The organism is Aquidulcibacter sp., assembly GCF_044346625.1.
GTDB lineage: Bacteria > Pseudomonadota > Alphaproteobacteria > Caulobacterales > Aquidulcibacteraceae > Aquidulcibacter.
Window position 1 is genome coordinate 1 of sequence record NZ_JBIIYV010000024.1, and the last position, 14,076, is coordinate 14,076.

15 protein-coding genes are annotated in these 14,076 nt (G+C 57.4%); 2 read left to right on the top strand and 13 right to left on the bottom strand.

The window, feature by feature from the left end; genetic code table 11:
- The coding region (locus ACIQ20_RS07925; protein ID WP_395779104.1) for a serine hydrolase domain-containing protein at positions 1-926 on the bottom strand (926 nt) is incomplete at its 3' end.
- Entirely contained in the window at positions 923-1,777 is an 855-nt protein-coding gene (locus ACIQ20_RS07930) for a bifunctional hydroxymethylpyrimidine kinase/phosphomethylpyrimidine kinase (protein ID WP_395779106.1), read from the bottom strand. The genes ACIQ20_RS07925 and ACIQ20_RS07930, both read right to left, overlap by 4 nt.
- A 68-nt stretch (positions 1,778-1,845) precedes the next feature.
- Between ACIQ20_RS07930 and ACIQ20_RS07935 the strand changes: the two genes are divergently transcribed.
- A complete protein-coding gene (locus tag ACIQ20_RS07935; protein WP_395779108.1) occupies positions 1,846-2,730 on the top strand; it encodes an HpcH/HpaI aldolase/citrate lyase family protein in 885 nt (294 codons plus the stop codon).
- Here the strand turns inward: ACIQ20_RS07935 and ACIQ20_RS07940 are convergent.
- The 5 genes from ACIQ20_RS07940 to ACIQ20_RS07960 form a co-directional block, all read right to left on the bottom strand.
- Positions 2,717-3,322: a hypothetical protein gene (locus ACIQ20_RS07940; protein WP_395779110.1), complete on the bottom strand. Its 606-nt coding sequence runs from the start codon at positions 3,320-3,322 to the stop codon at positions 2,717-2,719. The two genes, ACIQ20_RS07935 and ACIQ20_RS07940, sit on opposite strands and share 14 nt — an antisense overlap.
- Positions 3,323-3,331: 9 nt before the next feature.
- Entirely contained in the window at positions 3,332-4,000 is a 669-nt protein-coding gene (locus tag ACIQ20_RS07945; protein WP_395779112.1) for a glutathione S-transferase family protein, read from the bottom strand.
- A gap of 27 nt (positions 4,001-4,027) precedes the next feature.
- A complete protein-coding gene (locus ACIQ20_RS07950; RefSeq protein WP_395779114.1) occupies positions 4,028-5,236 on the bottom strand; it encodes a threonine ammonia-lyase in 1,209 nt (402 codons plus the stop codon).
- Positions 5,237-5,309: 73 nt separating this feature from the next.
- Positions 5,310-7,214, bottom strand: a complete 1,905-nt coding sequence (locus tag ACIQ20_RS07955; RefSeq protein ID WP_395779116.1) for a monovalent cation:proton antiporter-2 (CPA2) family protein — start codon at positions 7,212-7,214, stop codon at positions 5,310-5,312.
- Complete coding sequence (locus ACIQ20_RS07960; RefSeq protein ID WP_395779118.1) at positions 7,207-7,743, bottom strand: NAD(P)H-dependent oxidoreductase; 537 nt, start codon at positions 7,741-7,743, stop codon at positions 7,207-7,209. The genes ACIQ20_RS07955 and ACIQ20_RS07960 overlap by 8 nt, the downstream gene beginning before the upstream one ends.
- 111 nt (positions 7,744-7,854) lie before the next feature.
- On the opposite strand from ACIQ20_RS07960, the gene ACIQ20_RS07965 reads away from it, so the two are divergent.
- Positions 7,855-8,412 carry a hypothetical protein gene (locus ACIQ20_RS07965; RefSeq protein ID WP_395779120.1) on the top strand — a complete coding sequence of 186 codons (558 nt, stop codon included), beginning with the start codon at positions 7,855-7,857 and terminating at the stop codon, positions 8,410-8,412.
- Here the strand turns inward: ACIQ20_RS07965 and ACIQ20_RS07970 are convergent.
- From ACIQ20_RS07970 to ffh, 6 genes are read right to left on the bottom strand one after another with little or no spacing between them, the layout of a single operon-like run.
- Entirely contained in the window at positions 8,409-9,086 is a 678-nt protein-coding gene (locus tag ACIQ20_RS07970; protein ID WP_395779122.1) for a nucleotide exchange factor GrpE, read from the bottom strand. The genes ACIQ20_RS07965 and ACIQ20_RS07970 overlap by 4 nt on opposite strands.
- Before the next feature lie 10 nt (positions 9,087-9,096).
- Entirely contained in the window at positions 9,097-10,185 is a 1,089-nt protein-coding gene (hrcA, locus tag ACIQ20_RS07975) for a heat-inducible transcriptional repressor HrcA (protein WP_395779124.1), read from the bottom strand.
- Positions 10,186-10,241: 56 nt separating this feature from the next.
- Complete coding sequence (locus ACIQ20_RS07980; RefSeq protein WP_395779126.1) at positions 10,242-10,622, bottom strand: VOC family protein; 381 nt, start codon at positions 10,620-10,622, stop codon at positions 10,242-10,244.
- A gap of 34 nt (positions 10,623-10,656) precedes the next feature.
- A complete protein-coding gene (locus ACIQ20_RS07985) occupies positions 10,657-11,859 on the bottom strand; it encodes a serine hydrolase domain-containing protein (RefSeq protein ID WP_395779128.1) in 1,203 nt (400 codons plus the stop codon).
- A gap of 6 nt (positions 11,860-11,865) precedes the next feature.
- The gene (gene rpsP / locus ACIQ20_RS07990) at positions 11,866-12,408 is read right to left on the bottom strand and encodes a 30S ribosomal protein S16 (protein WP_395779130.1); all 543 of its coding nucleotides are present in this window, start codon (positions 12,406-12,408) and stop codon (positions 11,866-11,868) included.
- A gap of 37 nt (positions 12,409-12,445) precedes the next feature.
- The gene (gene ffh, locus ACIQ20_RS07995) at positions 12,446-13,975 is read right to left on the bottom strand and encodes a signal recognition particle protein (protein WP_395779132.1); all 1,530 of its coding nucleotides are present in this window, start codon (positions 13,973-13,975) and stop codon (positions 12,446-12,448) included.
- Between the last annotated feature and the right edge of the window lie 101 nt (positions 13,976-14,076).

Genomic DNA, 14,076 nt, shown 5'->3' on the forward strand with positions numbered 1-14,076 from the left:
ACGCCTGCGGCCCATTCGATCTCGTAAGGCAAAACCAAATCAAGGCCGCGGATCCTTGGCTTGGTGAAATCGGCCATGGTTTCAGGCGAAATGATCTGATGGCTGCCGACTTTACCGTCATTGGCGAATACGCCGTAAAGGGTGGCGACAGACCGGGCGGTGCCGTGACCATTCGCAGATGGAATTTCCGCCTCGCGCCACGCAGCGCCACCTCGATTGGGTGATGCCCACGGCGTCATAAAGGCAACGCGACGGGCCTCGGAGACCTCGCCCAATTCTGCCATGGCCTTGGGACGGCTCATTTCAGCGCAACGACCATGATGGACTTCAGGCAGACCAATCCAGAAATCAATGCCCAAGGGCTCACAGACATCGACCCGCAATTGCGTGCCAAGGCTGGTACCATGCGCACGTTGGGCAAGTTCACCGGCAATATAGCCATAAGTCAGAGGGTGATAGCCACTGGCCGTTGTCGGTTCCCACATTGGTGCGACATGGGCCAAGGCCTCCGCTAAGGCGGGGGGATTAAGCCAAAGGTCGGGATCAATCGGATCAGGGAAACCGGGGACACCTGCCTGATGCGACAAGGCTTGGGCCAACGTAACGTCCTTGCCGTGCTCGGTAAATTCGGGCCAGAGCCAGCCAATCGGATCGTCAAAATTCAACAGGCCCTGATCCTGCAAGCGTGCAATAATCATCGCGGCAATTGGCTTAGTGGTGGAATACACCGGCACCAGGGTCTCGCGCGTCCAGCTTTGGGTCTTGGCACGGTCTCTATGGCCGCCGACCAGATCGACGACGACCTCGCCTTCCAAAATGGCGCAGAAACCTGCCCCAAGTTCAAGGCCTCCTTCAAAGTTGGCATTGAAAGCATCTAAAACGGGCTCAAAGCCCGGCGCAACATAAGGCGAAACCAAATCTGTCATAGCCCCATTTGGACTGTTGAACCAAGTTCGGTCAAGGCCAAGGGCTCAGCCCGCCAAGCTTCATAGCCAGCGGCAACCATGGGCAATTCCGGCGCGTGCCAAACTGCGGCGCGGTCAACAACATAGGACACGCCCGCTAAAGCCAATGCCATAGCCTGCGGGGCTGCTTTGTGATCAATCAAATGGGCAAGAAACATCGTTGCCATCAAATCCCCGGTGCCTTTGGGTGGCGCGGGAGATTTGGGGTGGGTCGAGAGCCAAGCCCGCGAACCATCAACCAACAAGCTACCAATTTCGCCGTCCTTCTCGACCGATGAAATCAAGGACGGACGGCCCAAAGCCGTGGCGGCGTGATGAATTTGTTGGAGGTCTTTTGGAGACGTCTGAGTTAGATAGCCCAACTCCCATAAATTAGGCGTCAGAAAGTCAGCACGGGGAACCAAATATTCCCCCAGCGCATCCGCCACCCCCTGCCCAACATAAAGCCCGCCCGGCGCGTCGCCCAACACAGGGTCCACCAAAACAATGGCTTTAGGATTGGCGGACTTGACCGCATCAATGGCCCGAGCAGCAATTTGGACTTGCTCAGCACTCGCGAAGTAATCGGTGAGAACACCATCTACCAAAGCAAACAGGCCATTGGCAGCAATACCTTCCAGCATGCCTGCAAACAGGTCTGGACTGACCGGCCCACCGCCTGGCGGCCCCCAGCCAGGGTGACGGCCAAGAAGGGTTGTCGGGACATGGACTGGATCGATCTTCATTGGCGATTGGGCCAAAGCAAGGCTGGCCAAGGTGCCACCCACCCGGCTTCCCGCGACATGTGAACCAAGAATCAGGGCCAAAGGCATGGACCGCTCTTTACGCCAATGCCCTGCTTGTGGCTAGAAGAAGTCAAACAGGATTTGAAAGGCTAATCATGACCGCTCCCCAAGCCCGCCCCCGTCGCAGTGCACTTTATATGCCCGGTGCCAATGCAAAGGCTTTGGAAAAAGCCAAGAGCCTGCCGGCCGATGCGGTTATCCTCGATCTAGAAGATGCAGTCGCCCCTGATGCGAAGGATGAAGCGCGCGCCGCCGTGGCCGCGATCGTAAAAGCAGGCGGCTATGGCAAGCGCGAAGTAATTATCCGCGTCAACAGCCTGACCTCGCCTTGGGGTGCGCAAGATTTGGAAGCCGCAGTAGACGCGGGGCCAGACGGCATCTTGTTTCCGAAAATTTCCTCAGCTGAGGAAGTGTTGGCCGCCAGTGAAGCGATGGACGCGCTAGGGGCTGCGCCAGCCATGAGCCTTTGGGCGATGATAGAGACACCGCGTGCGATCCTTGAGATTGCTTCGATTGCTGCTTCCAGCACCAATTCGCGCCTGGCCGCCTTTGTTATGGGCACCAATGATCTCGCTAAAGAGACACGGGCGCGCCAAACTGCGGATCGTGCTCCCTTTCATTTTGCCCTAGCAGCCAGCGTCACGGCAGCCCGGCTCGACAACCTTGCTATCATCGATGGTGTCTACAATGACATCGCTAATGCTGAGGGCTTTGAAGCCATTTGTTGGCAGGGGCTGGAGTTTGGCTTTGATGGCAAGACCTTGATCCATCCTAGTCAAATCGAAACTTGCAACCGCGTCTTTGCGCCCGATGCGGCTGAAGTCGCCCATGCGCGCGCTGTCATCGCGGCCTTTTTGGACCCTGCCAATGCGGGCAAGGGCGTACTGAAAGTCGATGGGAAAATGACCGAGCTTCTGCATCGCGACATGGCGGAGCAAACTGTCGCCATTGCCGACGCGATTGCAGCTATGTCCGCTTAATACCCAAGCCGGTCAGCCAGACATTGAGTTGAGCAGCCTGATCGGCTGTCAGGGTCGGAGCGGAGCCAAGGCCGCCTGCCAAAAGCCAGATCTGTTTTCCGTTAAGAGCCAAGACATTGGCACCCGATCGGGCCAGGCGAGACGATTCCACGCCCTTAACCAAGGCTGGGTGCGTGAACTCACGCTCCAACCAAAGGCCGTTTGTACCGTCCTGCAGCTGACGCAATTGGCGTGTCGAGGAAGCGCCTGCCACCGCTGGCTGGCCCGCACTTTTCCATAGGTCAAAGAACTTGGTTTCACTGGCTCCACCGCCTGTTTCACGCCGCACCAATGCGCGATGCAAAATTGCTTGGCGAACATCGACCAAAGCTTCGCTGGTCCGAACAGTTCCCTTCAACTGAAGCCAGACGACCTCATTTGCCCTGGGCGCGAGCCCTGTGACAGCTGGCGACGCTGCCGCGCCCAAATCACTGGTGGGAGAGACTGCCTCTGCCTTGGAACAAGCCGACAACAGGGCAAACGGGGCGGAAAGGAGAAGGGTGCGACGTTGGATCATGGCTTTGATACGCAGTCTCGCGTCAATCGGTTGCACCCCTTCACGCTAGGCCGCATCGGTTTCAGCGATGGTCCAGGTTTCGAGCTGGGCCGCTTGATCCCATGAAGCGAAATCAGGGTCTTGAAAGATCGCCTCGCACCACGCCTGCAGGCCCGCTGAGACAGGAACCTGATACGTGCGAAACCGGGTTGCGACCGGGGCATAGAAGGCATCAACGATGGAGCGATGGCCCAAGATGAATGGGCTATCGGCGCTACCAAACTGGGCTTTCAAGCCGCACAATAAATCGTCGATCCGCTGAATCTGGGCTTGTGCAGTATCGGACCATTCATGGCCCGTTTTAACGCGGGTTAAATTCATCGGAAACGTTTGGCGGACGGCTGCGAAGCCTGAATGCATTTCGCACGTTGCAGACCTGGCGAGCGCGCGCGCGATTGCATCTTTTGGCCAAAGTCCTGCATCGGGGGCCTGTTCATGCGCCCATTCGCAGATCGACAACGTGTCCCAAATCTTTGTCCCATCGGCCAATTCCAACACCGGCACTGTGCCGGATGGGCTGACAGCCAGAATATCCGGGTTCGGGCCCATGCCGCGCGGCCCCAAAGGAATGATCCGTTCCTCAAAAGCGATCCCAGCCCATTTAAGGGCGAGCCAAGGCCGCATCGACCAACTGGAGTAATTCTTATTGCCAATGGTGAGGATCGGCAGAGCCATGAGACCAGTCCTTTTGGGTTTTAGACTTTAGATCGTGCGGGGTGGGTAACCGGCGGCAACCAACGCATCGATGATTTCTTGAGTATGCCGCGAGTCGCGGGTTTCCATCAGAATATCAAACTCTGCGCCTTTAGCGGGCACATCCAGCGCCAGACGATTGTGTGCGACTTCGAGAATATTACCGCCCAAATCGCCAATGACTTTCGACACAACGGCCAACAGACCCGGACGATCATCACCAATGATCCGGAGGCTGACGATCCTCTTTTCGCGTACCAAAGCCCGCGTCAAGACCGAGGCCAAAAGCCTTGAATCGATATTGCCGCCACACAGAACAATGCCGACCTTTTTGCCGCTAAAGCGCTGGGGGTGCGCGAGGAGAGCTGCGAGGCCCGCAGCACCTGCGCCTTCAGCGACAGTTTTTTCCACGTTGCAGAACAAGGTGATGGCTTGCTCCAAGTCATCCTCATCCACAATGAGAACATCGCGGACCAATTCTTTGGCAATCTCAAAGCCCAAACGACCCGCCTGCTTTACGGCGATACCTTCCGCAATGGTCTGGCCACTACATAAGGGACCGGGCTCTTTGCCTGCAAGTTCTGCATGCATGGAAGGGAACATGCGCGTCTGGACGCCCACCACTTCAATATCATTCTTCATCGCGCGCGCTGCGACAGCGATGCCACCGATCAAACCGCCCCCGCCGATAGGCACAACCAAGGTTTCGAGTTGTGGGGCATCTTCCAGCATTTCGATGCCGATGGTGCCTTGCCCTGAAATTACGTCCGCATCGTCATAAGGATGGACAAAGGTAAGGCCTTCGCGATCTTTGAGCTGATAAGCAAAGGTGGTGGCCTCAGACAAATTGTCGCCATGCAGAACCACACGCGCGCCATGCTTGCGGGTATGTTCGACCTTGGTGAAGGGCGTTCCGAGCGGCATCACGATGGTTGCGGGAATATTGAGGCGCGCGGCATGATAGGCCACACCTTGGGCATGATTGCCGGCAGACATGGCGATCACGCCATTGCGGCGCTCGGCTTCTGTTAGCAACAACAACTTATTCAGGGCACCGCGCTCTTTAAAGGCAGCAGTAAATTGGAAGTTCTCAAACTTCACCCACACTTCAGCGCCGGTAATATCCGACAGCGTCTTCGACATCAAAAGTGGTGTTCGAATGATGCGGCCTTCAATGCGCGCGGCGGCCGCACGGATGGAGTCTAACGTAACGTGCATGAGTAAAGCGGTCCCTATGTAAGCCGCCAGAGCCCTAGCAGCCCCGCGTCTTTAGGCCGGACACGGACTTGGATCAATCAGGCTTTGCTTTGCGAGCGAGATTACGCTCAAACGCCTCGCGCTCCAGCGTCTCTTCGCCCCATTCATCGCCATCGCTTTTGCCAACCAAAGCGATCATGTCGCGCTTCAGAAGCTCTTCTTCCAGGGCAGTGCGGTCGCGGACGATGCGCTGATAATCGGCAAATTCGACCCGCTGCCAATCTTCAAACATTGCCGTCAAAGCGCGTTCATCATAGCGAGAGAAGATCATACCGGCGCGCTCTGCGGCAAAGGCAGGCTTGCCCATAATCTGTAAGGACTTCACACCAAGGCGCACAGCGGCGGCGAAGGTCTCACGCTCTAGCCCATCTACTTTGGCCGCCATCAATTGATAGGCATGCCGGCGATCGATTGCGCGGGCTAGGATTTTGAGGTTTGGGAAGGCTTCGCGCGCCGTCTCTACCAACTCCAGCGCCTTTTCGTCATTATCAATCGCGACGATCAACAGTTTGGCCTCTGCCGCTCCAGCCAAACGCAAGAGGTCAATCCGCGTGGCATCGCCAAAGTTCACCTTTCGGCCAAAACCGCGCAGCACGTCGACTTGATCGGCGTCATGATCGAGAACGCTGATCTTATAGCCGTAAGTCGACAGCATCCGCCCGACGATCTGGCCGAACCGACCATAGCCTGCCACGATGACATCGTGGTGGCCTTCTTCAACTTCTGGCGCGCGGTCTTCCCCTGATCCTGATTCCAAGCTCCGCATCGCCCAGTCGCCCGCCATCAACAAGAGCGGCGTGATGGCCATCGACAAAGCCACCGCGACTATCAGGGGGGCGGTAACCTCCGCAGGGATAACGCCAGCGCCTTCAGCGAAAGCAAACAGCACAAAGGCGAACTCACCACCTTGGGCGAGGCCAAGGCCAATCAAAGCAGCCTCACCCGTTTTGCGGCCAAAGGCGCGCGCGACGGTGAACATCACGCTGGCTTTCACCAAGACCAGCGCCAAAACCAAACCAAGGATCAGCCAAGGCTGCGCGAACAGCAAAGCGAAATTGATCCCAGCACCGACCGAAATGAAGAATAGCCCGAGCAACAACCCTCTAAACGGATCAATGTCGCTCTCTATCTGATGGCGGAACTCACTATCGGCCAGCACAACGCCGGCGACGAAGGCCCCCAGAGCGGGAGAAATGCCAACAAACTGCATGAGAAGGGCGACGCCCACGACCAAAAGAAGCGCAAAGGCGGTCAAAATTTCATGCAGGCCAGAAGCTGCCACCCATCGGAACATGGGGCGCAACAGCACCCGCCCTGCCAGCACGATCAAACCGACGGCCACCACAACAGCTAAGCCCTGCGCCCAACCTGGATAGGCCGCTAACGCACCTTTTGCAGCCGCCCCATCCCCGGCAACGCTAAGCGTCGCCAAGAAAGGAAATAAAGCCAGCATCGGAATGATCGCGATGTCTTGGAATAATAGCACAGCAAATGTCGACCGCCCCGCTTCGGTTCCGGCTATACCTTTTTCTCGTAGGGACTGCAGGACAATGGCGGTTGAAGATAAGGATAGGGTTAGGCCAACCGCTAAAGCCACCTGCCACGAGAGGCCAAACGCCATGCCAAGCCCGGTCGCAATGGCACCTGTACCGACCACTTGCAGACCGCCCATGCCCAGAATGGCTGTGCGCAATCGCCACAGCAGACTAGGCTGTAGTTCAAGTCCGATGAGAAACAGCATGATGACGACGCCAAACTCAGCCGTGTGCATGACGTTTTCAGGGTCACCGACCAGATTAAGGACATATGGGCCGATGACTGCTCCAGCAATCAGATAGCCCAACACCGATCCCAAGCCGATCCGCTTGGCAATTGGGACTGAAACGACGGTTGCGGCCAGATAGACAAAAGCGGATTCGAGCAAATTGGCTTCAGCCATCGATCAAACCCTCCAACTTGGCGCTGAACTTGGCGGCCGCGTCGGCTAAAATTTCTGGGGTGGCCTGACGGCTGGCGTGCAGGACAAACGGGTCTTGCCACACACATTGGCAGAGGTTTGCGGTCGCTTGAAACGGGCGCAATAATTCATCAATTGAAAAGCGGTTCAGGCCGTCGGAACAATAGGATTGGGCAGGCCCACCAGCAGTTATCGCTTGGGTCCAGCTTTTGCCTGCGAGCGCTGTCCCGCCCTCGCCGTAAGCCCAACCATAATCCAACACAACATCAAGCCACTCTTTCACCAATGACGGCGCTGAGTACCAGAAGAAGGGATGCATCAGAACAATATGGTCATGGTCTAGCAGCAAGCGCTGCTCAGCCTCCACATCGATTAGAAAGTTTGGATAAGTCTCATAAAGGTCATGCACAGTCACATTGTGAAGGTCTTGTGCGACGGCGCGCAAAGCACGGTTGGCCCGTGAGCGCGCATAAGATGGATGAGCAAAAAGGATCAAAACAGATTTAGGCACGTTTCCCTCAATAACTCAGGTCTAGGTGGCCCATGCTAAAAGGTCTAGTACGTTCAGGCGAAGTTCAGAGGTTTTTTGCCAAAAGATTTGGCGACACAAGGAGAAGCAAACATGCGCAAATTTGTCTGGATTGGGCTCTTCTTAGCGCTCGGTGGGTGTGCCACGGCTCCTAGCCCCCTCGACGCCTCATCCGATGTGCGGGCGTTTGTAATGGCGCTGCGCGATCGCGACTTGCCCGGGATAGAGGCGCGGATGGATCGGCCGGCCCTGCAAGCACAAGTGACTGGGATTGCCCGGGCCATGGCGGCGAACGAAATCGCCAAACGCGCCGGTGGTGGCGAAGGCGGTCAGATCTTGGGCGTCTTGGGTGCTGACCTTGCCAATCCCTTGCTCGAGCGCCTGTCGAAACAGGCTTTAGAGCCTGCCATTCTGGCTGATCTGGCCCGTCGGGCAGGGCTTACGCCGGAGACAGTCCTGCCGAGCCGGACGGCAACGGGCATGGGTCTAAAGCGCCTTGCCGATGGCCGTGTCTGCGCGCCAGACCCAGAGACAAAAGCCTGCATCCTATATTTCGGGCGCTATCCGTCAGGCTGGAAATTGAACGCGTTGGATGAAGCAGCGCTGCGGGGGCGACTGGCCGCCCCTGCCGCTCCCCGAGCTAAGCGCTAGGCGGCAGGATCACTGGCTGCAGGCTCTGCCGCAGGTTGCCCAGCCGATACCGCAACCATCGCAGCACGCAGCGTGCGGCCAGCTAGGACGTATCCCGGCTGGAAGACCTCTGCGACATCGCCAGCAGCCATGTCTGAAGGAATTTGAGCCACTGCTTGATGGATCGAGGGGTCAAATTTGTCGCCCTTAGCGCCAACGCGCGTCAGACCATGGCGCTCAAAAGCGTTCAAGAGTTCGCGCTGGGTCATGTCGACCCCGGTCACGAAGCCATCAAAGGCTGGATCGCCCTTGAAGCCTTCCGGCGCCGTGCTGATGGCGCGGCCCAAATTGTCGGCCACGGGCAATAGATCGCGCGCAAACTTATCAATGGCATAGATGCGGGCTTCAGTCTTTTCCCGCTCTGCCCGACGACGGATATTTTCAGACTCCGCCAAAGCACGCAAGCCGGCATCTTTCAAAGTCTCAATCTCAGCCAAGGCGGCCTGGAGCTTCGCCACCAACAGCCCGCCCATATCCTCCGGTGCGGCATCCTCACCTAAAAGCGCGCGAGCAAGCTCCAGTGGGTCTTGCGCAGTAGCTTGGGCTTCCGCCCCATCTGCAGAAGCCTCAGAGGCCGCGGCAATTTCTGCTTCCAGGTCGTCGCCGTTCTGTGGATTACCCGTATCTGTGGTCATTTCTTCGATCTCATTCCGTTAAGTTTAAACCGCGGCGCTCAATGAGGCGACCGACGACTTTCGCAGTATAGTCTACCATTGGGATGACGCGGGCATAATTCAAGCGGGTTGGCCCGATCACGCCCAGTGCGCCAAGTACTCGGCGTTGACTATCCATATAAGGGGCCGCGACAAGAGCCGAACCAGACATGGAGAACAAGGGGTTTTCTGCACCAATAAACAATTTTACCGCAGAAGCTTCCTGCGCTGCATCCAAGACATGGATTAGGTCGCGTTTACGTTCAAGGTCATCAAATAATATGCGCACGCGTTCTAGGTCGCCCGCCGCTTGGCTATTGGCCAACAAATTGGCTCGCCCGCGCACGATCAGTTTCCGTCCGGCCATCGGATCATCGCCAGACCATTCCGCAAAGCCTGCTTCAATCAGATTGGCGGCCGCTTTATCGAGGGTCGCCTCTGCGTGGCGCGCGTCATCCACCGCTTGTGCAGCTGCCTCCGACAAGGTTTTACCCTTTAAGCGGAAGTTCAAGAAATTCGTGCTTTCTTGGAGTTGCGACTGCGTGAGGCCGACAGGCATTTGAACCAGACGGTTCTCAACCTGGCCATCGTCAAAGACCAACACAACCAAGATCTGGCCCGGCCCAATCAACACAAACTCAACGTGTTTTACGGGGCTTTCCCGCGTCGGCGTGGTTACAAGGCCCGCCCCACCGGCAAGGCCCGACAAGAGGAGCGAGGCTTCAGACAAAGCGCTTGATAAATCAGAGCCTGCTGCAGCCAGCCGTGAATCAATCTCCGCCTTTTCCTCGCGACCAAGGTCGCCAATTTCTAGTAGGCCATCAACGAAGAGGCGCAAGCCCGTGTGAGTAGGCGTGCGCCCAGCGCTTAAATGCGGGGCATCTAAAAGACCCAGACTTGCGAGATCAGCCATCGTATTGCGGATCGACGCCGGGGATAACCCAATGCCGCGCTTCGATAAGGTTCGCGATCCAACCGGCTCGCCTGTTTCAAGATAGGTTTCGACAATATCGCGGAAAATATCTCGGGCGCGGGCATCAAGGTCAGCAAGCGTCGTTGGGCGGGGCGGACTTGAATTCATCGGGCGTGTTTAGCGTGAAGCGGGCCTGGACGCAAAGGTATGGCGGAAACCCGGGCTCAAACCTGCGTTAAGCTCAACAAATTGCCATCTGGATCTTCAAACCAAGCAATCTGAGCTGTACCGCCCGGCGCGTGCCAAATACCTAACTCGTCTTGGCCAAAGCCTTCATAGACTTTCATCGTGACCCCACGCGCGGTCAGCGTTCGGATGCAGTCCTGAATATCACTGACCTGCCAACCTAGGGCCGGGTGGGGACTGGGCGTAAAACCTTCAATCTGGGTGATACGCAAACCCGTGCCATTTTGGTCGAATACACTGCCAAATGGGTCATCCACGACAAAGGTAAGACCCAACTTATCGCGATAAAAGGCCACTGCCGTTGGCCGATCGCGCGTTTGGATGAAGGTGATGACTTGAAAGTCTGCGCCTAACGACATGGCCAATCCCCCTTAAAATCTGGTTTAGCCTATCTCAGAATTTCGAATCAACAAGGCCCAAATCGTAAGCCGCTGCTTGCATCATCTCTTCTTCGACGCGGTAAACGCCAGAGCGCTGGCCCGGAGCGGGCCCATAAAGGCTGCCGGTGATGAACCAAGCAAAGCCGCGCATTGACGCTGGGTCCACCCATAGGCCAGCCAACAAGCCATAGGCTTCACCATAATGGCCAACCATTTCTGTTTTGAGGCCTGCAACCGGGCAGTGATCCCCCGGGACTAAGCGATGCACGCCCAGACCAAAGCCTTGGAATGCCCCACCGGAAGTGTCGCCATTTTTAGGGTCAGCCCGATAGGTCCACTGCGGGGTTAGAACCAAGGTACGCATTGCTGGCTCTAACAACGCGACAGCACCGCTCAAGGCCATACCAATTCTGGCAAGGTCCGCCACGCTGGCCCGCAAGCCGCCTTGTGGTGAGAACAACAAACCATTGCTGCCCAAGGCATAGTCGCTCAACCTGAGCCCGGGGTCAGTGGCGATATTGGGTCTTGGGAGCGTCGTAGGGGACCCATCGACTTGCACTTCCCAGTCGCCCTCGGTTTTTCGGCGATAAAGGGTTGCGGCCTCTTCGGCGGCCCGATCACTGATCCCGGACCAATTGAACCCACAATCGATCCCAAGTGGGTTAAAGACGAGCTTTTGCGACAATCGGTCAAAGCGATCCCCGCCCGCATTCTCGCAGGCTTGCGCCAAAAGCCCCATTGCCAGATTGGAATAGGTAAAAAAGCCAAATGGTTGGCTTAAATCCGCCCAATGCTTGCCTTCATTCCAGTTTTTGCCGCCCGGCACAAAAAAACCTTCGAGCGCCTCACCAACGACCCCGCGATAAGTCTCGCCATCGCGAATGCCGGCCGTGTGGCACAGGATCATGCGCGGCGTGATGGGAGAGTTTGGAAACTTTGGATGGCGAAGCTTGAAGCCCAAAGAATCAGAAATATCGCGGTCCAGATCAATCCGACCGGCTTCCACCAGCTTGAGCAAGGTAAGCGCCGTGGCCACTTTCGAGATCGAAGCTACCCGGGCTTTGCTGGTCAACAAGAGTGGGCTGGCGGCAGGAACCTCGCGGACGCCCGCCGTGCCTGACCAAAGAACTTCTTGGCCAGAAAACAAAATGGCCGCACCGCCGGGAGCATCCCGGCGGGCGACCACAGCACCTAGCGTTTCGGCAAGGCGCTTCATGTTGGCTTATTCAGCTGCTGGCTCAGCAGCAACTTCTTCGGCGGCTACTTCTTCAACGGCCACTTCTTCAACGGCCACTTCTTCAGCAGGCGCAGCAGCGGCTTCAGCGGCGGCGGCAGCAGCAGCGGCTGCTGCAGCGGCAGCGTCTGCCTTTGCTTGTGCAGCAGCTTCAATGGCTTCTGCTTTTGCGCGCTCAGCGGCTTCTTGCGCATCGATCAAGGCTTGAGCCTTTTCCGCGGCGCGTTCAGTTGCCTTTTGGCCTGGCTTGCCCTTGTTTGGGTTGTTGCCATTGACATAAGTGCCAACGCCTTGAGCGGCCAAGAAACGTGCGACGCGGTCGGTAGGCTGTGCGCCCTTCTTCATCCATTCAGCGGCGCGCTCAGCGTCGATAACCAGACGGCCTGCATTATCATCTGGCAGAGTTGGGTTGTAGCTACCGATTTTTTCGAGGAAGCGGCCGTCACGAGGTGAGCGGGCTTCGGCAACCACGATGCGGTAAACTGGCTTCTTCTTAGAGCCACCGCGGGCCAAGCGAATTTTCAAGGACATGAGACTTACCTTTCAGAGTATATGTGTCGTTTCTGCGTTACTTTTTCCCGAATGGGAGACCTGGTAGGCCCGTAAAGCCACCGGGAGTTTGCGTATTGCCCAGACCGGGCAAACCTTGTGGAGGCGACTGACCAGGCAGGCCGGGCAAGCCGCCGCCTGAAGAAGCCGCTTGTTGGCCGAGACGTTGCATTGCGGCAGGGTCCATCGGCGGCATTTTGCCCCCAAACATGCCGCCCATCTTGCCCATCAGGCCCTTCATGCCGCCTTTGCCCATGGCCTTGACCATATCTGACATCGAGCGATGCATTTTGATAACTTTGTTGACTTCAGAGACATCGACACCGGCGCCTGCTGCGATGCGCTTGCGGCGGCTGGCGTTCAACAGGTCGGGCTTGGCCCGCTCTTGCTTGGTCATGGATTGAATGACGGCAATCTGGCGTTTGACGCTCTTGTCAGATACCGCGCCGGATTCCATGGCCTTTTTGGCTGCTTGCGCGCCAGGCAACATCCCCATCACGCCACCAAGCCCGCCCATGGCCTGAATTTGGCGCAATTGCATGGCGAGATCGTCGAGGTCGAACTTGCCCTTGGCCATTTTGGCGGCCAACTTCTCAGCGTCATCCTGCTTGACGTTCTCTACAGCACGCTCAACCAGACTGACAACGTCGCCTTGGCCCAGAATGCGGCCGGCGATGCGTTGGGCGTCAAAGGCATCAAGCCCGTCAATCTTTTCGCCAATGCCCAAGAACTTGATCGGCAGGCCCGTAACCGCGCGCATGGACAGCGCCGCACCGCCCCGGCCATCGCCATCGGCGCGGGTCAGAACGATGCCAGTCAGCGGCAAGCGCTCATGGAAACGACGGGCGGTTTCAACCGCGTCCTGACCGGTCAAGCTATCTGCGACCAGCAGGGTTTCAATCGGGGAAGCAATGCGCGCAATTTCAGCGGCTTCGCTCATCATATCTTCGTCGATCGAGGTGCGACCGGCGGTATCAAGGAAGACGACATCATAGCCGCCAAGGCGGCCAGCCGTAATGGCCCGGCGGGCAATTTCGGCGGGCAATTGGCCTGCAATAATCGGCAGGCTGTCGACTTCGGCTTGTTTGGCCAGAACGGCCAATTGTTCCATCGCCGCCGGGCGACGCACGTCGAGCGAGGCGACCAAAACCTTCTTGCGCAAGCGGGTGCGCATGCGAAGCGCCAGCTTGGCAGTCGTCGTGGTTTTACCAGAGCCCTGCAAACCGGCCATCATGATAATGGCTGGCGGACCTTGGTTGAGCATAAGATCAACAGGGCCGCCTGTGCCGCCGAGCGTTTCCACCAGCGCATCATAAACAATTTTGACGACTTGCTGGCCGGGTTTCACTGCGCGAATAACGCGCTCACCCACCGCTTCTTCTTTGACTTTGGCGATAAAGGCTTTGACGACGGGCAGCGCCACATCGGCTTCAAGGAGCGCCACGCGCACTTCGCGCAGGGCGGAATCCACGTCCTTGTCCGACAACGCACCCCGTCCGGTGAGCGTATCAAAGACACCCGTCAATCGTTCTGTTAGCGCGTCAAACATGCGTGGTTCCAAAAGCAAACACGCAACGCAAAACGCCCCGCCGGACGATCACGTCGGACGGGGAAACCCTGTCCACCCCATCTGCTTTGCCCCCGATTGCT